Here is a 23,267-nt window from a genome sequence, read left to right on the forward strand (position 1 = left end):
GCCGCCGCGCGGAAGCCCGGAGGCGGCGCGGGCCCGGCCCCTCAGCCGTTGAACCCGACTTCGGGGTAGCGCCTGGACGGCCGTTCGAGCAACGGCTGGGGGCGCTTGCGAAGGTGCAGGTCGAGGAAGGCCGCGACGTACCTGCGGGTGAGCTCGACCGAGCGGGCCCCGGAGAGCGACGTCGTGGGCTTGACGCCCGCCTGGTCGGAGAGCAGCGGATAGTCGGTGAAGGACGAGTGGTCCGCGCCGTCGAACGTCAGCCAGCGCTTCCAGCCGGTCATGTGAGGCCAGTCGCGGCTCCACGAAGGGTCTTCCCCGCCCGGCTTGTGAATGTCACCCGCTCCCAGCAGGAGGAAGGGCCGGGAGAGGCCCCTGTCGGGGATCGGGATCCAGAAGGTGCCGTCCATGTTGACCCCGGCGCGGACCCGGGGGTCGTTGAGCATGGTCCAGGTGGCGCTGTTGCCGCCGATGGAGTGCCCCGCCATCGCGATCCTGGACGGGTCGATCAGCCGGGCGTGCTTCCAGGCGGGGTCCGGCCCCGTCAGCCGGTCGAGCACGAAGGAGACGTCGGCCGCCCGGGCCCTGGTCGACTTCTCACCGAATCCGGGGGTCTCCACTGAGTCGCAGGCGACGCAGGTCTCGATGTGGCCGTCAGGGAAGGCCGTGGCGGTCACCTCGTGGGTGTGGTCGATCCCCGCGACGACGTAGCCCCTGCTGGCCAGGTCCTCGGCCAGGGCCGTCAGCGAGCTGCGGGACATGCCGAACCCCGGGGAAAGCACGATGAGGGGAAGGGATCGCCCTCGCCCGAGCGGCGCCGCGTCGGCGAACGCATGGGTCCGCACCTTGCTCAGCGCGTCCTTCTCCATGCCGTCGGGGAGGCTTTCCAGGATCAGTTCCGACTCCCGCCGGGTCATGTAGGGGGCCTTGCGCCCGCCGGACGCCCGCGCCGGATACCACACGGAGACCATGAGCTCGCGGGACTTCTGCGTGGCCACCCACGGGTCGGGACGGGAGTCGTCCACCAGATGGAGCGCCGTCATGCCCACCGGGTGCGGGCCTGTCGGCCTGGGCAGGGCGAGCGCCTGCCCCTGTGCGACGGCGGGAGCGAGGGGGACGGCGGGAGCGGTCGACGGCGCGGCCTGGGCGGCGCCCGCCGCCACGGCGGACGTCGTGAGCGCGAACAGCGTGACCGTGGCGGCCAGTGCGCCGCGGAGAAGTGAGGTCGGCATGCGGCACATCCTCCCGGCGCGAAGGCCCGGAGCACTTCGGCCGAAGAGGCGACCGGGAGATCGACTTTCGTAGGGGGCGAGGCCGACCATCGTCGCGGGGCGGCTCCGAGCCGGAGGCGACCGTGGTGATCATCCGTCGCGGACGCCGTCGGACGCGCTCTCCGTGATAGAAATACAACAGCGCTGTTACATCTGCCCGCGGCGAGCGCCTCGACCGGAAGGACATGAGATGCCGAGCCTGTATCCGGAGATCGAACCGTACGAGAGCGGAACGCTCGACGTCGGTGACGGCCACCTCGTCTACTGGGAGACGTGCGGCAACCCCGAGGGAAAGCCCGCCGTGGTGCTGCACGGCGGGCCCGGTTCCGGGTGCGCCCCCGGATGGCGGCGCTACTTCGACCCGGAGGCGTACCGGATCGTGCTGTTCGACCAGCGTGGCTGCGGCAGGAGCACGCCCGACGCGGCCGACCGGGACGCCGGGCTGGCCGCCAACACGACCCACCACCTGCTCGCCGACATCGAGAGCCTGCGGCGGCGTCTCGGCGTCGACAGGTGGCTGGTCCTCGGCGGGTCCTGGGGGTCGACCCTCGGCCTGGCCTACGCGCAGGCGCACCCCGAGCGGGTCTCGGAGATCGTCCTGTTCAGCGTCGCCACCACCACGCGCAGGGAGGTCGAGTGGATCACCCGTGACATGGGCCGGATCTTCCCCGAGGAGTGGGCGCGCTTCCGCGACGGGGTGCCCGAGGCGGAGCGCGACGGCGACCTCGCCGCGGCCTACGCCAGGCTGCTGGGCGACCCCGACCCCGCGGTCCGGGAGAAGGCCGCGCTGGACTGGTGCACCTGGGAGGACGTCCACGTCGCGACGGCGAAGGACCACGAACCCGACCCGCAGTACGGGGACCCGGCGTTCCGCATGACCTTCGCCCGTCTGGTCACCCACTACTGGCGGCACGCCGCGTGGCTCGAGGAGGGGGTGCTCCTGCGCGAGGCGGGAAAACTCGCCGGCATCCCGGGGGTCCTGATCCACGGCCGCCTCGACGTGAGCAGCCCGCCGGACGTCGCCTGGCGTCTCTCCCGGGAGTGGCCCGACTCGACGCTCGTCCTCATCGACGGGGCGGGGCACGGCGGGCGCCACTCCGACGTGTCCGAGGCCGTCGTCGCGGCCACGGACCGCTTCGCCACGAGGTCCACGTGACGTCTGTCTCCGCGTGAGCGGCCGTCCCGCCTGTCAGGGGGACCACGCGCCGCCCCGGCGGCAGGCGCGGGAACCCCCGGGTGGGGAGCGGCGGCGTTCCCGCCGCTCCTCACCGCCGCCTGCGGCTCCCGCCGGGGTCAGCGCGGCGGGCGCCAGGTCACCCCTCGGACGCCGCCCACTCCCTGGCCAGCAGCTCGTAGGAGCGCACCCGGTCGGCGTGGTCGTGGGTGATGGTCGTCACGAGCAACTCGTCGGCGCCGGTGACGTCGCGCAGAACGCGCAGTCTCTCCGCGACGGTCCGAGGCGAGCCGACGAACTGGGTCGCCAACCGGTCGGCGACCAGCGCACGGTCCTCCTCCGTCCACTCGTGGGCCGCGGCCTCCTCGGGCGTCGGGAAGGGGATCGCCCCCGTGCCGCTGCGGATGCTGCGCACCCACAGCCCGTACGGCGAGGCCAGCTCGTGGGCCGTGTCGTCGTCCTCCGCCACGACCACGTCGGCGGAGACGATCAGATGCGGCGCGGCCAGGGTCTCCGAGGGCTTGAAGGCCTCCCGGTAGGCTTCCGCCGCCTCCAGCACGGTGGCCGGGCTGACGTGGTAGTTCGCCGCGAAGGGCAGGCCGCGCTCCCCCGCGACCTGCGCGCTCTGGCCGCCGCTGCTGCCCAGGACCCACAGCTCCACATCGGCCCCCTCCCCCGGCACGGCGTGCGCGGCCAGCCCGTCGGCCGACCGGTACGTCCCGGCGAGGAGGGCGATGATGTCGTCCACCTGGTCGGCGAAGTCCGGGGACTGCGCCCCCGGCTGCTGCAGCAGCGAGCTGTACAGCGCGAAGAGCGGGGAGGCGGCGATCGCGGCGAAGGAGAACGGCTCGGGGATGAGCAGGCCGTCCACGACCCTGGCGGGCTGGGGCGGGGGCGGCGTTCTGCGCGTCTCCTCCACGAGTTCCGTCCTGCGCTGCCCCGAGCGGCCGAGCCCGAGGTCGATCCGGCCCGGGTACAGCGCGTCGATCAGGCCGAACTGCTCGACGACGGCCAGCGCCGTCTGGTGGCCGAGCTGCACGGCGCCGGAACCGACCCTGATCGTGCTGGTCGCGGCGGCCACGAGGCCGATGAGCACTGCCGGCGCCGCGCTGGCCACGCCGGCGGCGAAGTGGTGCTCGGCCAGCCAGTAACGGCGGTAGCCGAACTCCTCGGCGCGTTTGGCCAGGTCCAGGGTGTTGCGCAGCGCGTCACCGGTCGTGCCGCCTGAGGGAACGGGGGACAGGTCGAGAATCGACAGGGAGGTCATGGCTGCCTTTCTTGCTGTGCGCTTTCGTGTCGCGCGCTCCCGTGCGCGGGGAAGGGCCTGCTGGGGATCTCCCTGCGGAGCACGGGGGCGACGTCGCTCTGGAAGAGCTCGAGGCTGGCCCGGTGCTGCTTGTCCGTCAGGCCGTCGGCGTCGGCGGACAGGTGGATGACCTCGTGCCCGAGCCGTTCGTGGTAGCGGTGGACCTTGTCGATGATCTGCTGGGGGCTGCCCACCAGGATCGAGCTGCGCTCGACGGCGTCCTCCAGCGAGTGGAAGACCGGGTCGAGCCCGGCCTTCTTGAACAGCGCCAGCCGGGCGTCGTAGATCGGCCGGTAGGTCTCGATCGCCTCCTGGGAGTTCCTGGCCGTGTAGAAGCCCGCGCTGCCCGCGCCGACGAGGGCGTCCGCCGGGTCGTGGCCGTGGAACTCCCAGCGTTCCCGGTAGTAGCGGACCAGCTCCGCGTAGGGCTCGACGGGGTTGGTGACGTTGGCGGAGAAGAGAGGGTCGCCGAACTCCGCGGCCAGGTCGACAGACTCCTTGCTGGTCGCGCTGCCGTGCCAGACGCGGATCGGCCGCTGCAGCGGGCGCGGCAGGGCCTCCGCCTCGGTCAGCGAGGGCCTGAACCTGCCGGACCAGGTCACCTTGTCCTCGCGCCACAGGCGGCGGAACAGCTCGTAGCCCTCGCGGTTGCGGTCCCACTGGTCCTCGGCGGTCACGTGGAAGAGCTGCGCCTGCGCGGCGCCGTTGCCCTTGCCGATGATCAGCTCGAGGCGGCCGTCCGACAGGTGGTCGAGGGTCGAGTAGTCCTCGAAGGCCCTGACCGGGTCGAGCAGGCTCAGTGTGGTGACGGCGGTGAACAGCCTGATCGTGGACGTCCTCGCGGCGATGTGGCTCAGCACGACCGGCGGAGAGGAGGAGATGAACGGGCGCTCGTGCCGCTCGCCGACGCCGAAACCGTCGAAGCCGAGCTCCTCGGCGAGGACGGCGTTGTCCACGACCTCGCGCAGGCGCGCGTTCGTGGACTTCAGCTCGCCGGTGACCGGGTGGGGGCCGTGCACGATCAGGGTGATGGCGAGGAACTTCACACGCTCTCCCCGAGCCCGAGGTGGCCGCGGAGGGTGGTCGTCTCGTACTCGGCACGCAGGACGCCGCGTTCCTGGAGCAGGGGGACGACCTTGTCGACGAACTCGTCGAGCCCGGTCGGCGTGAGGTGCGGCACCAGGATGAAGCCGTCCGAGGCGTCGCTCTGCACGAACTCGTTGATCTCCTCGGCCACCCGCGCGGGCGAGCCGATGAAGGACTGCCTGCCGGTGACCTCGATGATCAGGTCGCGGATGCCGAGCCGCTTCTCCTCGGCCAGCGCCCGCCACTGCGCCGCCGTCCGCAGCGGGTCGCTGGTCTGGCGGGTGCGGCCCTTGATGATGGAGTCGTCGGAGACGAGCGGGTCGATCTCCGGCAGCGGGCCCTCGGGGTCATAGGACGACAGGTCGCGGTTCCAGACCTGCTCCAGCAGCAGGATCGCGGTCTGCGGGCTGACCTGCTGCCTGCGGATGTGGTCGGCGTTCTCCTGGGCCTCCGCGTCGGTGTCGCCGAGCGCGAAGGTGGCCCCGGGAAGGATCTTCAGAGAGTCGGGCGACCTGCCGTGCGCGGCGACCCTGGCCTTGACGTCGCGGTAGAACGCCCGCCCGTCCTGCAGCGTGCCGTGCCTGGAGAAGATCGCGTCGGCGTTCGCCGCGGCGAACTCCCTTCCGCCGTCCGAGTCTCCGGCCTGGATGGTCAGCGGGTGGCCCTGAGGGGCGCGCGGCACGTTGAACCGCCCCGCGATGTCGAAGAAGGCGCCCTGGTGGGCGAACGCGCCCGCGTTCTCCGCCGCGAACGTCCCCGCGACGGGGTCGACGTCGAGGTCGTCCGCCTTCCAGGAGTCCCACAGCTCGCGCACGGTCCGCACGAACTCCTCCGCGCGCTCGTAGCGCTGGGAGTGGTCCAGGTAACCGCCCCTTCTGAAGTTCTCGCCGGTGAAGGCGTCCGAGGAGGTGACCACGTTCCATCCGGCCCTGCCGCCCGAGAGGTGGTCGAGGGTGGCGAGCTTGCGGGCGAGGTCGTACGGCTCGTTGAAGGTGGCGTTGATCGTCCCCGCCAGACCCAGGTGGTCGGTGACGGCGGCCAGGCCCGCGAGCACGGTGAGCGAGTCCGGGCGGCCGACCACGTCGAGATCGTGGATCCTGCCGCGCTGCTCGCGCAGCCGCTGACCGTCGGCGAGGAAGAAGAAGTCGAACCTGCCGCGCTCGGCGGTCTTCGCGAGATGGACGAAGGAGGAGAACTCGATCTGACTGCCCGAGGCTGGATCGCTCCAGACCGTGTGGTTGTTCACTCCCGGGAAGTGCGCGGCGAGGATGACCTGCTTCATCGGCTGCTCCCTGCGTAGCGGCTGGTGGGACGGGGCAGCCCGAGGTGACCGCGGAGCGTGTCCGCCTCGTACTCGCCGCGGAAGGCGCCACGGCTCCGCAGCTCGGGGACCAGTCCGCGGGTGATCGCGGTCAGGTCGGCCGGCAGCGCCGCGGGACGCAGCCGGTAGCCCTCGAGGCCCGCCTCACGCCAGTCGAGGAGCAGGTCGGCGAGCTGCTCCGGGGTGCCCGCGAAGATCAGGGCGTCGGAGGCGTAGGCGGCCCCGTCGAGCTCGTCGAGCCTGGACCTGCGGTCCTGGGCGGCCTGCGCGGTCTCGTCCAGGAAGACGACCAGGTCGGCGAAGACCTTGGGCTGGACGCCGCCGATCTCGCGGATCTCCGCCACGATGGCGCGCGCCTGGTCTCGGTCGTGCGGCGTGATGTACTCGACGTCGACGCCGCGCGCGGCGAACTCGTACGGCAGGCGGGAGTGGGCCAGCGCGGTGACCAGCGGCTGTCCCTGCGGCGGGCGCGGGACGATCGAGGGACCCTTGACGCTGAAGTGGGCCCCTTCGAAGTCCACGTAGTGGAGCTTGTCGCGGTCGACGAAGCGGCCCGTGGCGACGTCGCGGATCACCGCGTCGTCCTCCCAGCTGTCCCAGAGACGCCGCACGACCTCGACCACGTCCCCGGCCTCGTCGAACAGCTCGCGGTAGACGGGGAAGTCCTCCAGCGCGACGGCCTGCGCGGGACCGAGCTCGGGGATGTCCCTGCGGCCGAAGTGGGCCGCCTCGCTGCGCCTGCCCGACAGTTGCACGCGCCATCCGGCCCGGCCGCCGCTGACGTAGTCGAGGGTGGCCAGGGAACTGGCGACGTGGAAGGGCTCGGTGTGAGTGGTGGTGACCGTGGGAACGAGCCCGATCCGCCGGCTCAGCGGGGCGATCCTGGAGGCCAGCAGGACGGCGTCGAGACGGCCGCGCACCTGGTCGGTACGGCCGTCAGGACCGTCGAGGCGCGTGGTCTGCAGGGCCACGGTGTCCTCGAAGGTGACGAAGTCGAGCAGGCCCTGCTCGGCTTCGGCCACGAGTCCGGCCCAGTAGGCGGCGGTGAACAGGTCTTTCGGGGAGGCGGCGGGGTCGCGCCAGGCCGCCGGATGCCATCCTGCGCCGTCGAGGGCGACGGCGAGATGGAGATGAGCTGCCGACATGTCATGACGATAACACCAAAACCCGTAATTCCTACAGGTTTAGTTGTGTTTAGGGTGGAACCAACCCTTCCTCCGACTCCTCCGTCCCCGGACGGGGGGATCTGGTAGGCATTGGGGGTGACGCGTCTTATGGCCCTCATCGCGACGGCCCTCCCCCTCCTGGCCGTCGCCGGCCCCGCCTCCGCCGCATCCGCCCCCGCCAGGCCGCACGTCCCGGCCGGGGTGAAGGCCGGATACGTGGTCTTCGACCGGCAGACGGGCAGGATCACCGCGCAGCGCGAGGCGCACCGGAGGTTCCGGTCGGCGTCGGTGGTGAAGATCATGATCGCGATCGACTACCTGGAGTCGCACCCGAAGGTCCCCAAGAACGACCTCGCCCTGCTCGGGAAGATGCTGCGGGTCAGCGACGACGACGCGGCGACCTCCTTCTGGACCAGGGGCGGCCGGGGAAGGATCGTCGAGCGGACGGCCCGCAGACTCCGGCTGACCGACACCGCTCCCCCGCCCGCCGACAAGCCCGGTTTCTGGGGCTACACCTCGCTCAGCGCGATGGACGTCACCCGGACCTACCGCTACCTGCTCGACGCCGCCGCCCCGAGAGTCCGCGACCTCGTCCTCGGCCACCTGCGCAACGCCGGGCAGTGCGGCTCCGACGGCTTCGACCAGTACTTCGGCATCCCCCGCGCGGCGCCCCGCCCCTGGGCGGTCAAGCAGGGCTGGTCGGGGTACGGCTCGACGCCTCCGGTCCGGTGCGCGCCGACGGCTCCTTCCTCAGGGACGGCCGCCGCCCCCGCGCTCTCGACGACCCCCGCGACCGCGGGGACGACCGCCGCCTCCGCGCTCTCCGCGACGGCCGCGGGACCGGTCCCCGATCTGGGGCATCCGGTGCTCCACACCACCGGGCTCGTCGGACGGCAGGAGCGCTGGATCATGGTGCTGCTCACCGCGCACCCCTCGACGGCGACCTGGCGGCGTTCCACGGAGCAGACGACCCGGCTTGCCAGGGAGGTCTACCTCAGCGGGACCTCGTGACCCCGGGCTCGCCGAAACGGGCGGCCGCGACCTTCTTCGGCACGACCATCCGCCACGCCTCCTGGACGATCTCGCGCATCTCGGCCTCGTCGATCGCGCCGAGCCAGACCCTGATCCAGTTGTAGCGCTCGTCGGAGGGGCGCGGCATGTGGAACCTCTCGGGCTCGGCCGCGATCAGCGCGGCCCGCTCCTCCTTGGGGAAGGCGAAGCCCATCGAGGTCTCGTCGGGCGAGATCGCCGCGTAGACGATCCTGCCGACCCTGAACGTCACCCGGTCCCTGACGAGCTTCTCCTCGGTCCTGGGCAACGCCATGGCGACGCGGCGCACGTCGTCAGCAGTGATCATCGGAATTCCCTGCCAAGGTCGTCGGCGATCATGCGAGGGGTCTCCGCGGGCACGAGCGGTCAGATCCGGCCGAGAGGGCGACGCCCGGCGAACCCGACGTCGGCGCGGTGGTACCAGGCGAGCTCGCGATCGCCCTCGAGCCAGCACAGGCGGATCGGCACCCCGCCGAGCACGGCGGGGAAGTCGACCAGCAGGGGCGCGACCCCCTTGACCTCGACGCCCTGCGTCCCGAACCAGCCGATGATCTCGTCCAGACGGGCCTCCATCGCCTTCGCCTCCGGCAGGCCGCCGGACTCCGACCTCCCGTGCTCGCGAAGGTCCTGGGCGAGCTCCGCCAGGTCCCCGCGCAGGCTCACGAACTCGTCGGCCCGTTCCAGCAGGGCGGGCATCAGCGCCCGCGCCTCCGCCACGGTGAAGATCCTGTCCACCCCTGAACGGTAGCGTCTCGCGGACGTTTCCTGTCCGCCTTCCGCACCTGGCCGCCGTCAGAGCGTGCTGGCGGGCCTGGTCGGCGTGGCCGGGGTGGCCGGCGCCCGTCCTCGGGCGCGGCCCAGCCAGGTGTCGAGCGCCCACACTCCGGGACCGGTCACCGCGATCAGCAGGAACGACCAGGAGTAGAGGGCGGCCAGTTCTCCCTCGTTCTCCATCGGCCACAGGGCCTTCGGCTGGTGGACGGTGAAGTAGGCGAAGGCCATCTCGCCCGAGCAGATCAGCGCCGCGATCCGCGTGGCGAGGCCGAGGAGGACCAGGGTCCCCCCGACGAGCTCGATGACGCCCGCGTACCACATCGGCCAGGCGCCGAAACGGGCCACCTCGCCGCCGAGCACGCCGAAGAGCTTGGACGCGCCGTGGCAGGCGAAGAGCAACCCGACGACGACGCGGAACAGGGACAGGACGTACGGTCTGACCGACTCGACGAATTTCACGGCGGCTCTCCTTGTCTGCTGCTTGTCCGCCGCGCCCCGTCCCCGCCGAGAGCACGCGACGGGACGGGAGACGGCGACGCCGACCAGCGGCGCCCGCGCCGGGAAACGGCGGGCGGCGGAGGGGACACACCCGGCCAGGCCTTCTCACCCAGCAACGGCACGGCGTGCGGGAGAAGGCGTCCCAGCAGGTCACCGGCCTGCTCGGCCTCCTCAAGTCGACGCTATACGGACAACCTCGGCCGAGAGAAGACCGTCCTGCCGCGCATGGGTTCCAGCGGTTGCGAGCCGCACCTGAGCGCGTGCCGCTCGTGGCCGGTGAGGCGACCCGCGGCCCGCCGGTGACGCGGGCCGAGACGGCCGTACGAACCTGTCTCCGACGAGCACGGGCGCGGGACCGCCGCGCCCCGGTGGTGTTACGGTCACCAGACAACAGACACGGTGGCACGTGAGGAGCGGAGGCGGCGTGCGGGGGAACTGTACGGCGAGGCGGGCGGATCACGGTGGCGCGGGTGCGGCCGATCGGGCGGCCCGCCGATGACCGCGCCCGCCCCGCTGGTCCGCACGGTCCTCGGCGACATCGCCCCCGCCGACCTCGGGGTCTGCGACGCCCACGACCATCTGTTCCTCCGTTCGCCGCGCCTGCCCGGCCAGGAGCTGGACGACCCCGCCGCCGCCGAGGCGGAACTGCGCGCCTTCGCCGCCCTCGGCGGCGAAGCGGTGGTCCAGTGGACACCGATCGGCATGGGCCGCAGAGCCGACGCCCTTCCCGCCCTGTCGCGGACCGCCGGAGTCCACATCGTCGCCGCCACCGGGCTGCACCAGGCCGTTCACTACGACCAGGACGCCCTGCGCCACCTCGCCGACGGCCTTGAGGAGCGCTTCGTCGCCGAACTGACCGGTGGCGCCCGCCCGGACGACGCCCCCGACGGCGCCCCTCTCACCGCCCGGGCCGGGATGATCAAAGTGGCCGGAGGGTTCCACGGTCTCGACGCGCACACCCGGCGCGTCTTCGCGGCCGCCGCGCACGCCCACCGTGCCACCGGAGCGCCGATCGGCGTCCACCTGGAAGGCGGCACCGCCGCCCTCGACGTTCTTGAGCTGCTCTGCGCGGTCCACGGCGTGCCGCCGCACCGGGTGATCCTCGGACACCTCAACCGCATGCCGGACTCGCGAACCCACCGGCAGGCCGCCGAAGCCGGGGCGTACCTGGCGTTCGACGGTCCCTCCCGCGCCCATCACGCCACCGACTGGCGGTTGCTCGACTGCCTCGTCTCGCTTGTCGAGGCAGGTCACGCGCGCCGGATCCTCGTCGGCGGCGACACCACGACGGCCTCCGCGCGCGCCTCGACCGGTGAGGGACCGGGCATGCCCTATCTCCTGTCCGGCCTGCGCACCGGGATCGACCGCGAACTGGGCCCCGAGATCACCGCGGTGTTCTTCCGGGAGAATCCCGCCGAGGCGTTCGCCGTCTCCTGGCCGTGACAGCCCCGGCGCACGACGCCGGCGGAAACCCCGCCGCCCTCGGCTGCTCCCGCCGACGGAGTCGGCTTGCGGCTCCTGCGACACCGCCGTGATCATGTCGTTCCGGAGACGGGCGCGGACGAGGTCATCCGTCGCCCTGGTCGGCCGCGGGGACGTTCCGGAGGAAAGCGAGGGTGTTCCGGAAGGAAAAGTGTCAGCTTGTGCTGACAAGCGGTCGTTGTCAGCATATGCTGACAACATGGCATCGGTAACCGAGCTGGCGGGGGCCGTCGACGGGGAGGACCCGGTGACGGCGCTGGCCGCGGTCGCGGCGCTGCGGCGACTGCTGGAGGAGCTTGAGGCCGCGCACGTCGCCGACGCCCGGGCCAGGGGAACGTCCTGGGAGGCCATCGCGGCCGCGCTGGGCGTGAAACGGCAGACGGCGCACAGGAAGCACGCACACCGGATCGTCGACGGCGGGAGATGACGGATGTTCCACGTGTTCACCCAGGAGGCCAGGCGGGTCATGGTCCGCGCGGCCCTGCTGGCGCTCGACAACGGCCGTGCGACCCTCGACGAGGACATGCTGCTGCTCGCCCTGGCGGAGTCGTGGCCGGTCGAGGGGGTCACGGTGACGCCGGAGGCCGTCCTGGCGGAGATCGGGACCTCTCCCGACGACCGTGAGCTGCTGGCCACGCTGGGAATCGACCTGGACGAGATCCGTCGCCGTGTCCTGCGTCGCCGCGACGACCCGGCGGCGTGGCGGCTGCGCCGCTCCCGCGTACGCCCGTTGCGCGTGGTGCTCACCGGTCCCGCCGGCGACCTCCCGCTCACCGGCAGGGCGAGGAAGGTCGTGGAGGTCGCCATGCACTGGCACGGCTCGGGGACGGCGGTGACGGAGGAGGACCTGTTGCGGGGCCTGCTGGCCGACGGCTCGAACGCCTCGGTCGCGATCCTGCGCCGCCTCGGCGTCGACCTCTGCGACCTGGCGGCACGCCTGCGGTTCCTTCGCCCGTCGGCCTGAGCGGGCCCGAGCCGGTCTGGAACGCCGCACCGCCCGTCGGCGTCGCTCAGATGGAGGACATCGCGGAGTCGGGGCGGCCGGCGGGCGGCGGGTCGTCCAGGAGGCCGGTCCCGTCGAACGGAGCGCGTCCTGACAGCACCTCGGCCGCGCGTTCCCGGTCGAATCCACCGGTCCAGGCGCCGATCAGGACGGTGGCCACCGCGTTGCCCGTGAAGTTGGTCAGCGCACGGGCCTCGGACATGAAACGGTCGACGCCGACGATCAGGCCGACGCCGTCGACCAGGTCGGGGCGATGGGACTGCAGGCCGCCCGCGAGCGTCGCCAGACCCGCCCCCGTGACTCCCGCGGCCCCCTTCGAGGCGATGAGCATGAAGGCGAGCAGGGAGATCTGCTCGCCGGGCGACAGCGGCGCGCCGGTGGCGGTGGCGACGAACAGGGTGGCCATCGTCAGGTAGATGGCCGTGCCGTCAAGGTTGAAGGAGTAACCGGTCGGCACGGTGATGCCGACGACGGGGCGGCTCACCCCCAGGTGCTCCATCTTGGCGATCAGCCGGGGCAGCGCCGACTCGGAGGAGGAGGTGGACAGGATGAGCAGGAGCTCCCCTCCGAGGTAGCGCAGCAGTGACAGGAGGTTGACCCGGGCGGCCAGCCAGAGCAGCGGCCCCAGTACGGCCAGTACGAACACCAGGCAGGTCCCGTAGAAGCCGAGCATGATGACGGCGAGGCTCCTGAGCGCGTCCACGCCGGTCGCGCCGACGACCGCCGCCGTCGCGCCGAACGCGCCGGCGGGAGCGGCCCACATGATCATGGCGAGGACGCGGAAGACGAGCCGCTGCACGTGCTCGACGGCGGCCAGCAGCGGGGCGCCCCGCTCCCCCATCCCCTGCAGGGCGAACCCGGTGAGCAGGGCGACCAGCAGGGCCTGCAGCACCTGTCCCTCGGTGAACGCCGAGACCAGCGTGGCCGGGATGATCCCGAGCAGGAAGGCGACCGTGTCGCCTTCGTCGGCCTTCGCCGCCTCCGTCTCCGCGGTCCTGCGAAGCTCGTCGGTGAGGTGGAGGCCCTGACCCGGGTCCACGAGGTTGCCGACGGCCAGGCCGACGGCCAGGGCGACGGTCGACATGACGAGGAAGTAGCCGAGCGCCAGGCCGCCGATCCTGCCGACCCTGGCCGCTCCGGCGACCGATCCGACGCCGAGCACGATGGTGCAGAAGACGATCGGGCCGATCATCATTTTGATCAGCGCGACGAAGGCCGTGCCCAGCGGCCTGAGCCCCTGGCCGAACGCGGGGGCCGCGAGCCCGACGACGACGCCGGCGATCACCGCCAGAAGGACGGCCGCGTACAGGTGGCGGGTTCGATCACGGGACATGGGCGCTCTGCCTCCCCGGCCTCGACGAAAACTCCGGTCGAGTCACCATGAGAGCTCATGTCGTCACCCCGCGTCACCGTCCGCCGCGTTTTCGGCCGCGTTTCGGCCGCGTTTCGTCCGTGCGCCCGGAGGGGCCGTCCGCGCCCGGCAGGCAGGCGTCTCACCCCCGGGGAGACCGCCCGTGTCTCGTCCGCGCCCGGGAGAGCGTCCGGTTCCTGCGGCGAGGCCGTGAGGAAGCCCTGGCGGGCGCGCCCGCCCCGGCACGACGGGCCCGCGCCTGCCGGGCGCCGTGTCCGACCCGGTTGACTCTCCGTGTCTCATCGGAGCCCCAGACCTGGTAGGACAGAGGCAGCCCGCCCTGCCGCCTGCGGGCGGAGGAGCAGAACATGGCTTTTTTCACAGTTTCATCAAACTTGCACGGTACGGCGTGCGTCGTCGAGACGAGCGGAGAGCTCGACTACCACCACGCGCCCGTCCTCCGCAGCGAGATGACCAGGGTCTGGGAGGCCGGGCCCCCGCCGACCGTGGTCATCGACGTCACGGCGCTCACCTTCTGCGACTCCACCGGCGTCGCAGAGTTGATCACAAACCTCCGCAGGAGCGGCGCCCTGGGAACCCGCCTGGTCCTCGTCGGGGTCCACGGCACTCTGGAGCGCATCCTGGCCATCACCGGCCTGCGCGCCGCCTTCGAGCTCTCCCCCTCCGTCGAGGAGGCTCTGCGGCAGCGGTGACCCGGCCTCCCGACCGGTCGCCCCGGTCAGTTGCTGTTGTCCAGCGGCACCCTGGGAGCGTCAATGATCACGTCGGAGAAGATGTCGACCACCAGGGCGATCACACCGCCGACCGCGATGATCCCGGCCCCGGCCCAGAACATCGCCCAGTTGGGGCCGATGCACAGGGCGACACCGCCGACGGTGAACCCGAGCAGAATGACGATCACCGCAAGCCAAGACTTGGGGCTTCCTCCGTGGCTTCCAGCCATGAGCCTTTCCTGTCCTCTCCGTGAATCAGCGATGTGCGCCGTTCGCCGCGGCGATCACGCGGGTCAGCGACCGGTGGAGCTCCTGCAGCTCCTCCAGGTCCATACCCAGGCGTTCGACCACGGACGACGGAATCCTCTCAGCTTCGCTCCTCAGCTCCCGGCCCTCCGCGGTGAGCGTGACCACCAGGACGCGCTCGTCCTGGCTGTCCCGTCGCCGCCGGATGTAGCCGATCGCCTCAAGACGCTTGAGGAGCGGTGACAGCGTACCGGGGTCGAGTTGCAGTAGCTTGCTCAGCTCCTTCACCGACAGCGGCGCCTGCTCCCAGAGGGCGAGCATCACCAGATACTGGGGGTGGGTGAGCCCCATCGGCTGCAGCAGCGGCCGGTAGACGCCGATGACGCTGCGCGAGGCGACCGCCAGCGCGAAGCACACCTGTCGCTCCAGACTCAGGGCGTCGGTCATGTCGGTCACAGCACCTCCCGACCGCCATAGTACAATAATTGGTACACAAACTATTGTTGTGCCAAGGGTCGGCGGGCGAGAGGGAGTCCCATGTTTCACGGCAAGACGATCGAGGAGCGGATCGCCGAGCGTCAGGCCGGGCGTCCCTCCCTCAGGGAGGGCAAGCACTTCGAGCACGGGCCCGCGAGGTTCATCTTCCTGTTCGTCATCGTGTTCGTGGTGGTCGGCCACCTCGCGGGCCTGCTGGTGCTGATGGCCCTGGGCGTGCACTGACGTCCGAGGGCCCTTTCCCACGGGTCACTTCGATCCGGTGAAGGCGATCCCCTGGATGAGCTGCCTCTGCAGCACGACGAAGACCACGATGATCGGCAGGGTCGCCATCAGCGAGCCCGCCATGAGCACCGGGTACTCGGTGACGTGCTCCCCGTGGAGGGCGGCCAGTCCCGCCGACAGCGTCATCTTCTCCGGGTCGGTGTTGACCACCAGCGGCCACATCAGGTCCTTCCACGACCACAGCACGGTCAGCACGCCGAAGGCGAGCAGTCCCGGCCTGGCCAGCGGCAGCATCACACTCCAGAAGATCCGCAACGGGTTCGCGCCGTCGAGCCTGGCCGCCTCCTCGATCTCGTCCGGCAGCCCCATGAAGAACTGCCTCAGCATGAAGGTCCCGAACGCGCTGAACATGCCCGGCAGGAAGAGACCCGGCAGGGTGTTCAGCAGGTCGAGCCCCTTGATGATCTGGTACTGCGGGATCAGGAAGAGCTGGTCCGGGACCATCAGCACGGAGAGCAGCAGCACGAAGATGACGTTCCTGCCGGGAAAGCGCAGCCGGGCGAACGCGTAGGCGGCCAGCGAGCAGAACAGCAGCTGGGCCAGGGTCCGCACGACGGTCATCACCACCGTGTTGCCGAACTGCTGGACGAAGGGCGTGCTGTCCAGCACCCGGGTGAAGTTCGACCACTCGAAGGACGGGATCCACGTCGGCGGCACCCGCGTCGACTCGGTGAAGGTCTTCAGCGAGGTGAGCACCTCCCAGAAGAACGGGACCACCATCGCCGCGGCCCCGACGGCGAGCACCAGGTGCACCGGCCAGAGGCGACCGTTACGCATAGTGCACCCACCTTCTCTGCAGGCGGAACTGGACCGCCGTGATCGCCAGGGTGATCGCCATGAGCACGACCGCGATCGCCGCGCCGTACCCCTTGGCGCCCTCCTCGAAGGCCTTGTTGTAGAACAGCAGCACGATCGTCTTGTTGTCCGCCCAGGCGGGGCTGTTCTTGCCGAACATCAGGTAGAGCAGGTCGAACATCTGCAGGCCGTACATCACCATCAGGACGCCGGAGAAGAACACGGTCGGGGTCAGCAGCGGCAGGGTGATCCGGAAGAACTGCCGGAACCGTCCCGCGCCGTCGATGGCCGCCGCCTCGTAGAGGTGGCCGGGGATGCCCTGCAGGCCCGCCATGAAGATCACCGTGAAGTAGCCGAGATACGTCCAGACGAAGACGACCATCACGGCGTAGAGCGCGGTCGACGGGTCGGAGATCCAGGACCTTCCCGTGACGCCCACCAGGGAGAGCAGGTAGTTGATCAGGCCGTACTCGCCGTTGTAGAGCCAGCGCCAGATCAGCGCCACGGCCGCGGGCATGGTGACCACCGGCAGGAAGTACAGCGTGCGGTAGAACGAGACCAGCCGCAGGCCCCTGGTGTTGAGCAGGGCCGCCACCGCGATCGAGACCGGGATGACCAGCAGGCCGAACGCGGCGACCAGGAAGGTGTTCCACAGCGCCTTGCCGACCTCGGGGTCCCGCAGGAGGGTGGCGTAGTTGTCCAGCCCCACCCAGGAACTGTCGCCGAAGAGCGTCCACTCGGTGAAGCTGTAGTAGACGGACTGCAGGACGGGCCACAGGTAGAACACGCCGAGGCCGAGGGTGAGCGGCGCGATCATCAGGTAGCCCCAGAACCACTCGCGGTCGCGCAGTCGCGTGCGGGTCGCGGGGCGGGCGGCCGCCCCCTCCACGGCCGCCCTCTCCACGACGCTCACTCCTTGGCCAGCGCGTCGTTCATGAACGCGGCCAGTTCCTTGGCCGTCGCGTCGAGGTCCTTGGTCCCGGCGAAGGCCTGGGCGATGAGCTCGGTCTCCTTGGTGGACCAGACGGCGGTGTTCATCGACCTCGGGTACGGCACCGCGTCCGGCACCTGGTCGATGAAGGACTGGAGCCTGAGCTTGGGCATGGACTTCACCCAGGTGTCCTGGAGTCCGTCGTAGGCGGGGATGACGGTCCCGGTCTCCGCCTGGATCCTGTTGGCCTGCTCGCCGCCGAGGAACTTGACGAACTCCCAGGCCTCGTCGGGGTGCTCGGACTTGGCGTAGACCACGTTGGCGAGGCCGTGGATGATCACGCCCTTGCCCTTGGGGCCCGAGGGCAGCGGGGCGACGTCGACGTTGAGCCCCTCGGTCTGGTTGTAGGCGATGGCGTCGTAGGAGCCGTCGGAGAACATGGCGACCTTGCCGTTCTGGAACATCTGGATGGGGTCGGTGTCCTCGAGCTGCTGGATGGTCGGGGAGGACTTGTCCTTGTTGATGATGTCCACCCAGAAACGCAGGCCCTCGACGGTGGCCGGGTCGTCGAACCCGGACTTCCTGCCGTCCGGGGAGATGACGTGCCCGCCGGCCTGGTAGATCGTGTTGTAGTAGACCTCCTGGGACCAGGCGGGGGCGGCGATGCCGTACACGCCCTTTTCGGGGTCGGTGAGCTTCTTGGCCGCGTCGCGGACGTCCTCCCACGTCCAGGAGGCGTCGGGATACTTCACCCCGGCCTTGTCGAACAGGTCCTTGTTGTAGAACAGGCCGACGGTGTCGTAGTCCTTGGGGACGCCGTACTGCTTGCCCTCGAGGGTGTAGAGCTCGTTGAGGGAGGCGGGGAACTTCGAGGTGTCGAAGCCGTCCTTGGCGATCCGGTCCGACAGCGGCAGCAGTGCGCCCTGGGAGGCCCACAGGCCGACCCTGGGGCCGTTCATCCAGAACACGTCGGGGGCGCTGCCGCCCGCGGCCGAGGTCTGCAGTTTGGTCCAGTAGTCCTTGGAACCCGGGGTCAGCTCGACCTTGACCGTGATGCCGGGGTGGGTCCTGCCGAACTCCTGGGCGATCTTCTCCATCGCGGGCTTCTGGTTCTTGTCCCAGATGCCGTAGCTGAGCGTGACCTTGTCTCCGGAGTCCCCACTGTCTGAGGAGGAGCATCCCGCGGCGCCTGTCACGAGCGCGCCGGCGCAGATGAGCGCCCACACCTTCTTGCTCATCTCGTCCCTTATCTGTCGAGCTGTACGAGTGAGTACGGAGGCTAGCGCTCATTTATGAAAATAACTAGGGTAAATGGCGCAGAAGTGAGCAGAGCAAGGAGCGACTGTGACGAACGACCTCCGCATCGGAGTTGCGGGATACGGCCTGAGGAGGTCACTGGCCCTGGAGGCCCACCGGCCCGGCGACGGCAGCCGGGTGGTGGCGCTCTGCGACCCCGATCCGCGGGCGCGACGGCGCGCCCGCGACGAGCTCGGCCCCGGTCTGCGCGAGACGGCGGACTTCGCCGGCCTGCTGGCCGACGACGTGGACGCCGTGATGATCCTCACGCCCGACCACACGCACGTCGAGCTGGCCGTCGCCGCGCTGCGGGCGGGCAAGGCGACCCTCGTCGAGAAGCCCCTGGCGATCACGGTCGAGGACTGCGACCTGATCCTGCGCACCGCCCGCGACCACGCCGCCAGGCTGTACGTGGGGCACAACATGCGTCACATGCCGGTCGTCCGCACCATGCGGCGGCTGATCCTGGAGGGGGCGATCGGCGAGGTCAGGGCCGTGTGGTGCCGCCACTTCGTCGGGCACGGCGGCGACTACTACTTCAAGGACTGGCACGCCGACCGGCGCAACACCACCGGGCTGCTGCTGCAGAAGGGCGCCCACGACATCGACGTGATCCACTGGCTGGCGGGATCGAGGACCTCGCTGGTCACGGGCATGGGTGGGCTGACGGTCTACGGACGGGTCACCGACCGCTCCGAGGACCTGCCCGCCGACTGGTTCAGCCCCTCGACCAACTGGCCGCCGTTGGCCCAGCGCGGCCTGAACCCCGTGGTCGACGTCGAGGACCTCTCCATGATGCAGATGCGCCTGGAGAACGGCGTCTACGCCAGCTACGAGCAGTGCCACTTCACCCCGGACTACTGGCGTAACTACACCGTCATCGGCACGGCGGGCCGGCTGGAGAACTTCGGCGACCACGGGGAGAACGCCGTCGTGCGGGTCTGGAACGGCGGCAGGCGGGACTACGACCCGGAGGGCGACCTCCAGGTGCCGGTCACCGTCGGGGTCGGCGGCCACGGCGGCGCGGACGAGGGGCTGATCACGGAGTTCGTCCGCTTCGCCGCCGAGGGCGGCCGGACCGACACCTCCCCCGTGGCGGCGCGGGACAGCATCGCGGCGGGCGTGCACGCCACGCTGTCCCTGCGTGACGGCTCGACCCCCCGCCAGGTGCCCCCGGTCGACCCCGACCTGGCCGCCTACTTCGCCGCGGGACAGGTCTGACCCTCACTCCCGCCCGGGTCACAGGGCCTGGGTGAACAGCGTCCTGTCGAGGTGGTCGAGGGCCAGGCGGACCGCGCCGAGCGCCACGGACTCGTTGCCGAGCCGGGAGGCCACGACCTCGGGCGGATACAGGGTGACGCGGTTCAGGTGCCGCTGGATGGGCTCGACGAGCAGCGCCCCCGCCTGGGACAAGCCGCCGCCGACCACGACCAGCTCGGGATCGAGCGGGTTGACGATGGTGACGAGCCCCTCGGCCAGGCGGGTGGCGAACGCCTCGACCGCGCGGGCGGCGGCCTCGTCCCCCGCCCGTGCCCTGCCGACGGCGAACTCGGCCGCCCGCCCGGGAGAGCGCAGCTCTCCGGGGTCGGCCGACATGGCGTAGTCGATCACGTTCCGGAAGGCCAGCCGGTAGCCGCTCGACTGGTCGCCGATCTCCCCCGAGGCCGCGTGGCTGCCCCGGTGCAACCGGCCGCCGATCAGCAGGCCGAGACCGATCCTGTTGCCGGTGAACAGGTAGACGACGTCCCGGTACCCGGCGGCGACGCCCCGCCAGTGCTCGGCGAGCACGGCCAGGCGCATGTCGTTCTCCACCAGGATCGGCACCGGGATCAGACCGGCCAGCTCCGCCTGGAGGTGCACCCCGGTCCACTCGGGGATGGCCACGCTCTTGACCACTCGTCCCGTCTCGTCGACGACCCCGGTGGTGCCGACCACGACCGCGGCCAGCTTCGCCCTGTCGACGACGCTCTCCTCGACGAGCGCGGCGACGGCCCCGATCCGATCGGCCTGCGGCATGTCCGGGGAGACCGCGACCCTGCGCGTGGCGAGGATCTCCCCGTTGAGGTCGGCGGTCACCGCGAGCAGCTTGTAGCCGCCGACGTCCACGCCGATCACGTGGCCCGCCGAGCCGTGGAAGCGGAAGCGCCTGGCGGGCCTGCCGCGCTGCCGGTCCGCGGGCCCCCCGTCGCACTCCTCCGCCCACTCCTTGGCGAGCAGGTCCTCCACGATCCCCTCCGCGGTCGGCCGGGAGACCCGTGCCGCCCTGGCCAGCTCGGTGAGGGTCACGACCTCCCCGCCGCGCAGGATGCGCAGGATCGCCGCCGAGTTCAACCTGCGAAGCAGGGACGCGTCGCCGCTCTCCTGTCTCATCGCACCCCTTCGCCTCGCTCGGAACCCCTGTGACGGGACTACCCTACTTAAACAAGAGTCTTTCATATTTACTGCCAAGCACCCCGGTTTGGGGACATGAGAAGATGAAGATCCGGTTGGCCGGAGCGTTGGATCGCCCGTCCAGATCCAGGAGGTCCGTATGTCTGACGTCACACCGGAACCCGAGAGTTCCGAGGACGAGCTGAAGCGCAAGTTCCGCGAAGCTCTGGAGCGCAAGAAGCTCGCCCAGAACGAGGCGGCCGCCGGAGGCAAGGGGAAGGGCTCCTCGAAGATCCACGGCGCCCACGGCCCGGTCGGCGGCAAGCGCTCCTTCCGCCGTAAGAGCGGCGGCTGAGCGGCGCTCCGGCGCCGTCGTCGCGCCGTGCTGTCTCCGCGTCCGCGGAGACAGCACGTGCCGAAGACAGAACCATCCAGACCAGGGCGGCTCCGGGCGGAAGCTTTAGAGCAGCCCGTGGTCACGGGCGTAGATGGCCGCCTGGGTCCGGTCCCGCAGACCGAGCCTGCCGAGGATGCGCGAGATGTGGTTCTTGACCGTCCCCTCGCTCAGGAACAGGCGCGAGGCGATCTCCCTGTTGGTCGAACCGCCCGCGACGAGACGCAGCACCTCGATCTCACGGCCGGTCAACGCGCTGTCGATCTCCTCGCCCTCCCCCGCGGCGGGGGCGGGCGCCGGTGAGGGACGGCTCGCGCGGGCCAGCATGGACGCCAGGCGTCCGGCCACCGACGAGTCGAGCTGTGTGACGCCGGCGTGGGCCAGGCGGACCGCGTCGGCCAGGTCCGCCGCGGGCAGGTCCTTCAGGAGATAGCCCGTCGCGCCCGCCGCGAGCGCCCTGACGATGTACTCCTCGTCGTCGAAGGTGGTCAGCATGACGATCCGGCAGCGCGGCATCCGTCCGCGCAGGATCGTCACCGCCTCGACGCCGTCGACCACCGGCATCCTGACGTCCATGAGGATCACGTCCGGTTCGAGGGCCAGTGCCCGCTGGACCGCGTCCTCCCCGTCCCTGGCGGTCCCGACCACGGTCAGGCCCGGCTGGATGCCGAGCAGGGACGCTATGCCCTCGCGGATGAGCTCCTGGTCGTCGACGACGAGCACCCGCACCGGCTCGCGGGACGCTCTGCTCCCGCTCATCCGGCCGCCCGCGCCGTACGGCCTGCGGCTCCGAGCTCCGGGGCGGGTCCGGCCGTGGCCGCCGCGGCTCCGGCCGCGCGGGGGATCGTGACGGTGATCGAGGCGCCGTCCCCCTTGTCGCTCCGGATGCCGACCTGGCCGCCGAGGAGGCGGGTGCGCTCCCTGATGCCCAGCAGGCCGAACCCCTCCCCCTGCTCCGAGGGGGAGAATCCCCTGCCGTCGTCGGTGACGACGAGCCGCGCGACCGAGTCGCCGAACGTCACCGAGATCGAGACGTGTTCGGCGTCGCCGTGCCTGCGGGCGTTGGTCAGGCACTCCTGGGTGGCCCGGTAGAGCGCGACGAGCGCCTCGGCGTGATAGCCGTCCTCCTGGCCGGTGAGATCGAGAGTGATCGTCATACGGCCGTCGCCCGCGTGCCCGACGAGTTCGGCCAGGGCCTCCGACAGCGAGAAGGGCCGCGTCCCGGCGCGTAACGCGCGCACGGCCTGGCGAACCTCCTCCAGCGCGCGCCTGGCCGACCAACGGGCGTCGGTCAGCGCCCGGTCCGCGGCGACGCGGTCCAGGTCCCTGAAGGCGGAGGCCTTCTCCAGCTGGATGGAGATCGCGGTGAGGTGATGGCCGAGGCTGTCGTGGATGTCCCTGGCCACCCTGGTCCGCTCCATCGCGGTCGACAGTTCGGCGACCTGCCCCGCGTACGCCGTCAGCCTGTCGTGGGAGGCCTCCAGTTCCCGCAGGGTGTGCTCCAGTCGTACCCGCCCCTCCTGCTCGCCGACGGCGACCTGGGCCGTGGAGACGACGAGGATCAGGCCGAGGGCGAACATGAGCAGGTCGGAGATGTAGTCGGCCCTGGTGTACCACCCGGGGACCGACAGGGCGAACGCGGCCACCAGCAGCCCGAGGCATGCGACCCCCAGTGCGATGCCCGCCCTTCGCCCGAAGGCGAAGTACGCCGTGAACGGCACGAGCAGGAACAGTGCCCGGGACAGTCCGGAGCCGTCGAACGCCGTCACCGCGGCGAACAGTGCCAGGCGCGCCGCGAGCAGCGCGACCGCGACGCCCGCCGGAGGCCGGGCGCCGACACGGCGCCGCTCGACGACGTCGAGGACGAGCAGCGACACGAGGCCGCCGACGAAACCGGCCATGTGCGTCGGTTCACGGTGCCCCTCGCCCACGACGTCGTAGTAGACGCCGCCCGCGAGCACCGCGGCGTAGAGCGTGAACGAGACCCAGGGCACCGGCTGCGCGAACGCGGGCTGTCCCGGTCGCCGGGCGGAGGCACGCGGGTCCGCCGCGAACCCGGTCTGCGACGGAGTCATGTGGGGGCGCCTCCGAACGGTCGTGCGGCCGAACGGCGGCCGCCTGCGAGCAGATTACGCCGGACAGGGCGCTCCAACGACGGCTCCGGCCTGGTTGACGCCTTTTTGGCCGGACGGCACGTGCCCTGTGGCCACGGGCCGTCCCGCGCCGCCGTGACGTACGGACG

Annotated in this window: 26 protein-coding genes; 9 read left to right on the top strand and 17 right to left on the bottom strand. The window is 71.0% G+C overall.

Annotated features, from left to right (window positions below; all coding sequences use genetic code 11):
- Window positions 1-41: 41 nt before the first annotated feature.
- Window positions 42-1,229 carry an alpha/beta hydrolase family protein gene (locus PKF00_RS15475; RefSeq protein ID WP_271218208.1) on the bottom strand — a complete coding sequence of 396 codons (1,188 nt, stop codon included), beginning with the start codon at window positions 1,227-1,229 and terminating at the stop codon, window positions 42-44.
- 229 nt (window positions 1,230-1,458) lie between these two features.
- Between PKF00_RS15475 and pip the strand changes: the two genes are divergently transcribed.
- Window positions 1,459-2,424 (top strand): prolyl aminopeptidase, encoded by a 966-nt coding sequence (pip, locus tag PKF00_RS15480; RefSeq protein WP_271218209.1) that lies wholly within the window; start codon window positions 1,459-1,461, stop codon window positions 2,422-2,424.
- A 157-nt stretch (window positions 2,425-2,581) separates the two neighbouring features.
- Here pip and PKF00_RS15485 read toward each other — a convergent pair whose 3' ends face one another.
- From PKF00_RS15485 to PKF00_RS15500, 4 genes are read right to left on the bottom strand one after another with little or no spacing between them, the layout of a single operon-like run.
- Window positions 2,582-3,709 (bottom strand): LLM class flavin-dependent oxidoreductase, encoded by a 1,128-nt coding sequence (locus tag PKF00_RS15485; RefSeq protein WP_271218210.1) that lies wholly within the window; start codon window positions 3,707-3,709, stop codon window positions 2,582-2,584.
- Window positions 3,706-4,794 carry an LLM class flavin-dependent oxidoreductase gene (locus PKF00_RS15490; protein WP_271218211.1) on the bottom strand — a complete coding sequence of 363 codons (1,089 nt, stop codon included), beginning with the start codon at window positions 4,792-4,794 and terminating at the stop codon, window positions 3,706-3,708. Before PKF00_RS15490 ends, PKF00_RS15485 begins: the two co-directional genes overlap by 4 nt.
- Window positions 4,791-6,116, bottom strand: coding sequence for an NtaA/DmoA family FMN-dependent monooxygenase (locus PKF00_RS15495; RefSeq protein WP_271218212.1), 1,326 nt, complete (start codon window positions 6,114-6,116; stop codon window positions 4,791-4,793). Before PKF00_RS15495 ends, PKF00_RS15490 begins: the two co-directional genes overlap by 4 nt.
- Window positions 6,113-7,300 carry an LLM class flavin-dependent oxidoreductase gene (locus tag PKF00_RS15500; protein ID WP_271218213.1) on the bottom strand — a complete coding sequence of 396 codons (1,188 nt, stop codon included), beginning with the start codon at window positions 7,298-7,300 and terminating at the stop codon, window positions 6,113-6,115. Before PKF00_RS15500 ends, PKF00_RS15495 begins: the two co-directional genes overlap by 4 nt.
- Before the next feature lie 117 nt (window positions 7,301-7,417).
- Between PKF00_RS15500 and PKF00_RS15505 the strand changes: the two genes are divergently transcribed.
- Complete coding sequence (locus tag PKF00_RS15505; protein ID WP_271218214.1) at window positions 7,418-8,332, top strand: D-alanyl-D-alanine carboxypeptidase family protein; 915 nt, start codon at window positions 7,418-7,420, stop codon at window positions 8,330-8,332.
- Here the strand turns inward: PKF00_RS15505 and PKF00_RS15510 are convergent.
- The 3 genes from PKF00_RS15510 to PKF00_RS15520 are packed head-to-tail and all read right to left on the bottom strand — an operon-like array spanning window position 8,316 to window position 9,604.
- On the bottom strand, window positions 8,316-8,678 hold the full coding sequence (locus PKF00_RS15510) for an MmcQ/YjbR family DNA-binding protein (protein WP_271218215.1): 363 nt from the start codon (window positions 8,676-8,678) through the stop codon (window positions 8,316-8,318). The two genes, PKF00_RS15505 and PKF00_RS15510, sit on opposite strands and share 17 nt — an antisense overlap.
- A 59-nt stretch (window positions 8,679-8,737) precedes the next feature.
- Window positions 8,738-9,106 (bottom strand): DUF2203 domain-containing protein, encoded by a 369-nt coding sequence (locus PKF00_RS15515; protein WP_271218216.1) that lies wholly within the window; start codon window positions 9,104-9,106, stop codon window positions 8,738-8,740.
- A 57-nt stretch (window positions 9,107-9,163) separates the two neighbouring features.
- Window positions 9,164-9,604 carry a DoxX family protein gene (locus PKF00_RS15520; protein WP_271218217.1) on the bottom strand — a complete coding sequence of 147 codons (441 nt, stop codon included), beginning with the start codon at window positions 9,602-9,604 and terminating at the stop codon, window positions 9,164-9,166.
- 534 nt (window positions 9,605-10,138) lie between these two features.
- On the opposite strand from PKF00_RS15520, the gene PKF00_RS15525 reads away from it, so the two are divergent.
- The 3 genes from PKF00_RS15525 to PKF00_RS15535 all read left to right on the top strand — a co-directional run bounded on the left by PKF00_RS15525 (window position 10,139) and on the right by PKF00_RS15535 (window position 12,089).
- A complete protein-coding gene (locus PKF00_RS15525) occupies window positions 10,139-11,086 on the top strand; it encodes a phosphotriesterase family protein (RefSeq protein WP_271218218.1) in 948 nt (315 codons plus the stop codon).
- A 238-nt stretch (window positions 11,087-11,324) separates the two neighbouring features.
- Entirely contained in the window at window positions 11,325-11,552 is a 228-nt protein-coding gene (locus tag PKF00_RS15530) for a helix-turn-helix domain-containing protein (RefSeq protein ID WP_271218219.1), read from the top strand.
- 3 nt (window positions 11,553-11,555) lie between these two features.
- The gene (locus tag PKF00_RS15535; protein ID WP_271218220.1) at window positions 11,556-12,089 is read left to right on the top strand and encodes a Clp protease N-terminal domain-containing protein; all 534 of its coding nucleotides are present in this window, start codon (window positions 11,556-11,558) and stop codon (window positions 12,087-12,089) included.
- Window positions 12,090-12,135: 46 nt separating this feature from the next.
- Here PKF00_RS15535 and PKF00_RS15540 read toward each other — a convergent pair whose 3' ends face one another.
- Window positions 12,136-13,461 carry a cation:dicarboxylate symporter family transporter gene (locus tag PKF00_RS15540; RefSeq protein ID WP_271218221.1) on the bottom strand — a complete coding sequence of 442 codons (1,326 nt, stop codon included), beginning with the start codon at window positions 13,459-13,461 and terminating at the stop codon, window positions 12,136-12,138.
- Between the two features lie 386 nt (window positions 13,462-13,847).
- Between PKF00_RS15540 and PKF00_RS15545 the strand changes: the two genes are divergently transcribed.
- Window positions 13,848-14,192, top strand: a complete 345-nt coding sequence (locus PKF00_RS15545; protein WP_271218222.1) for an anti-sigma factor antagonist — start codon at window positions 13,848-13,850, stop codon at window positions 14,190-14,192.
- Window positions 14,193-14,218: 26 nt separating this feature from the next.
- On the opposite strand, the gene PKF00_RS15550 is transcribed toward PKF00_RS15545, so the two are convergent.
- Together PKF00_RS15550 and PKF00_RS15555 are read right to left on the bottom strand one after the other, a co-directional pair.
- Entirely contained in the window at window positions 14,219-14,443 is a 225-nt protein-coding gene (locus PKF00_RS15550) for an HGxxPAAW family protein (protein WP_309298400.1), read from the bottom strand.
- Between the two features lie 25 nt (window positions 14,444-14,468).
- Window positions 14,469-14,915 carry a MarR family winged helix-turn-helix transcriptional regulator gene (locus tag PKF00_RS15555; RefSeq protein WP_271218224.1) on the bottom strand — a complete coding sequence of 149 codons (447 nt, stop codon included), beginning with the start codon at window positions 14,913-14,915 and terminating at the stop codon, window positions 14,469-14,471.
- 81 nt (window positions 14,916-14,996) lie between these two features.
- On the opposite strand from PKF00_RS15555, the gene PKF00_RS15560 reads away from it, so the two are divergent.
- The gene (locus tag PKF00_RS15560; RefSeq protein ID WP_271218225.1) at window positions 14,997-15,179 is read left to right on the top strand and encodes a hypothetical protein; all 183 of its coding nucleotides are present in this window, start codon (window positions 14,997-14,999) and stop codon (window positions 15,177-15,179) included.
- 24 nt (window positions 15,180-15,203) lie between these two features.
- On the opposite strand, the gene PKF00_RS15565 is transcribed toward PKF00_RS15560, so the two are convergent.
- Genes PKF00_RS15565 through PKF00_RS15575 form a run of 3 tightly spaced genes read right to left on the bottom strand, consistent with a single transcriptional unit; the run spans window position 15,204 to window position 18,203 of the window.
- Window positions 15,204-16,016, bottom strand: coding sequence for a carbohydrate ABC transporter permease (locus tag PKF00_RS15565; RefSeq protein WP_271218226.1), 813 nt, complete (start codon window positions 16,014-16,016; stop codon window positions 15,204-15,206).
- Window positions 16,009-16,938 (bottom strand): carbohydrate ABC transporter permease, encoded by a 930-nt coding sequence (locus tag PKF00_RS15570; protein ID WP_271218227.1) that lies wholly within the window; start codon window positions 16,936-16,938, stop codon window positions 16,009-16,011. The genes PKF00_RS15565 and PKF00_RS15570 overlap by 8 nt, the downstream gene beginning before the upstream one ends.
- A 5-nt stretch (window positions 16,939-16,943) precedes the next feature.
- Window positions 16,944-18,203, bottom strand: a complete 1,260-nt coding sequence (locus tag PKF00_RS15575) for an ABC transporter substrate-binding protein (protein ID WP_271218228.1) — start codon at window positions 18,201-18,203, stop codon at window positions 16,944-16,946.
- Between the two features lie 106 nt (window positions 18,204-18,309).
- On the opposite strand from PKF00_RS15575, the gene PKF00_RS15580 reads away from it, so the two are divergent.
- Window positions 18,310-19,482: a Gfo/Idh/MocA family protein gene (locus PKF00_RS15580; RefSeq protein ID WP_271218229.1), complete on the top strand. Its 1,173-nt coding sequence runs from the start codon at window positions 18,310-18,312 to the stop codon at window positions 19,480-19,482.
- A gap of 18 nt (window positions 19,483-19,500) precedes the next feature.
- Here the strand turns inward: PKF00_RS15580 and PKF00_RS15585 are convergent, their stop codons facing one another.
- Complete coding sequence (locus PKF00_RS15585; protein WP_271218230.1) at window positions 19,501-20,631, bottom strand: ROK family protein; 1,131 nt, start codon at window positions 20,629-20,631, stop codon at window positions 19,501-19,503.
- 160 nt (window positions 20,632-20,791) lie between these two features.
- On the opposite strand from PKF00_RS15585, the gene PKF00_RS15590 reads away from it, so the two are divergent.
- Window positions 20,792-20,986 carry a DUF5302 domain-containing protein gene (locus PKF00_RS15590; protein WP_271218231.1) on the top strand — a complete coding sequence of 65 codons (195 nt, stop codon included), beginning with the start codon at window positions 20,792-20,794 and terminating at the stop codon, window positions 20,984-20,986.
- A gap of 105 nt (window positions 20,987-21,091) precedes the next feature.
- Here the strand turns inward: PKF00_RS15590 and PKF00_RS15595 are convergent, their stop codons facing one another.
- Window positions 21,092-21,784, bottom strand: coding sequence for a response regulator (locus PKF00_RS15595; protein ID WP_271218232.1), 693 nt, complete (start codon window positions 21,782-21,784; stop codon window positions 21,092-21,094).
- Window positions 21,781-23,100 (bottom strand): sensor histidine kinase, encoded by a 1,320-nt coding sequence (locus PKF00_RS15600; RefSeq protein ID WP_271218233.1) that lies wholly within the window; start codon window positions 23,098-23,100, stop codon window positions 21,781-21,783. The genes PKF00_RS15595 and PKF00_RS15600 overlap by 4 nt, the downstream gene beginning before the upstream one ends.
- Between the last annotated feature and the right edge of the window lie 167 nt (window positions 23,101-23,267).

It is taken from the genome of Streptosporangium carneum (genome assembly GCF_027922005.1).
Taxonomy (GTDB): domain Bacteria; phylum Actinomycetota; class Actinomycetes; order Streptosporangiales; family Streptosporangiaceae; genus Streptosporangium; species Streptosporangium carneum.

What these genes read in the sequence shown, in the direction of transcription:
- PKF00_RS15585 (WP_271218230.1), bottom strand. Translation starts at nt 20,631, where the DNA reads ATGAGACAGGAGAGCGGCGACGCGTCCCTGCTTCGCAGGTTGAACTCG.
- PKF00_RS15535 (WP_271218220.1), top strand. Translation starts at nt 11,556, where the DNA reads ATGTTCCACGTGTTCACCCAGGAGGCCAGGCGGGTCATGGTCCGCGCG.
- PKF00_RS15565 (WP_271218226.1), bottom strand. Translation starts at nt 16,016, where the DNA reads ATGCGTAACGGTCGCCTCTGGCCGGTGCACCTGGTGCTCGCCGTCGGG.
- PKF00_RS15595 (WP_271218232.1), bottom strand. Translation starts at nt 21,784, where the DNA reads ATGAGCGGGAGCAGAGCGTCCCGCGAGCCGGTGCGGGTGCTCGTCGTC.
- PKF00_RS15510 (WP_271218215.1), bottom strand. Translation starts at nt 8,678, where the DNA reads ATGATCACTGCTGACGACGTGCGCCGCGTCGCCATGGCGTTGCCCAGG.
- pip (WP_271218209.1), top strand. Translation starts at nt 1,459, where the DNA reads ATGCCGAGCCTGTATCCGGAGATCGAACCGTACGAGAGCGGAACGCTC.
- PKF00_RS15485 (WP_271218210.1), bottom strand. Translation starts at nt 3,709, where the DNA reads ATGACCTCCCTGTCGATTCTCGACCTGTCCCCCGTTCCCTCAGGCGGC.
- PKF00_RS15525 (WP_271218218.1), top strand. Translation starts at nt 10,139, where the DNA reads ATGACCGCGCCCGCCCCGCTGGTCCGCACGGTCCTCGGCGACATCGCC.
- PKF00_RS15600 (WP_271218233.1), bottom strand. Translation starts at nt 23,100, where the DNA reads ATGACTCCGTCGCAGACCGGGTTCGCGGCGGACCCGCGTGCCTCCGCC.
- PKF00_RS15530 (WP_271218219.1), top strand. Translation starts at nt 11,325, where the DNA reads ATGGCATCGGTAACCGAGCTGGCGGGGGCCGTCGACGGGGAGGACCCG.
- PKF00_RS15540 (WP_271218221.1), bottom strand. Translation starts at nt 13,461, where the DNA reads ATGTCCCGTGATCGAACCCGCCACCTGTACGCGGCCGTCCTTCTGGCG.
- PKF00_RS15475 (WP_271218208.1), bottom strand. Translation starts at nt 1,229, where the DNA reads ATGCCGACCTCACTTCTCCGCGGCGCACTGGCCGCCACGGTCACGCTG.
- PKF00_RS15545 (WP_271218222.1), top strand. Translation starts at nt 13,848, where the DNA reads ATGGCTTTTTTCACAGTTTCATCAAACTTGCACGGTACGGCGTGCGTC.
- PKF00_RS15590 (WP_271218231.1), top strand. Translation starts at nt 20,792, where the DNA reads ATGTCTGACGTCACACCGGAACCCGAGAGTTCCGAGGACGAGCTGAAG.
- PKF00_RS15495 (WP_271218212.1), bottom strand. Translation starts at nt 6,116, where the DNA reads ATGAAGCAGGTCATCCTCGCCGCGCACTTCCCGGGAGTGAACAACCAC.
- PKF00_RS15560 (WP_271218225.1), top strand. Translation starts at nt 14,997, where the DNA reads ATGTTTCACGGCAAGACGATCGAGGAGCGGATCGCCGAGCGTCAGGCC.
- PKF00_RS15550 (WP_309298400.1), bottom strand. Translation starts at nt 14,443, where the DNA reads ATGGCTGGAAGCCACGGAGGAAGCCCCAAGTCTTGGCTTGCGGTGATC.
- PKF00_RS15500 (WP_271218213.1), bottom strand. Translation starts at nt 7,300, where the DNA reads ATGTCGGCAGCTCATCTCCATCTCGCCGTCGCCCTCGACGGCGCAGGA.
- PKF00_RS15575 (WP_271218228.1), bottom strand. Translation starts at nt 18,203, where the DNA reads ATGAGCAAGAAGGTGTGGGCGCTCATCTGCGCCGGCGCGCTCGTGACA.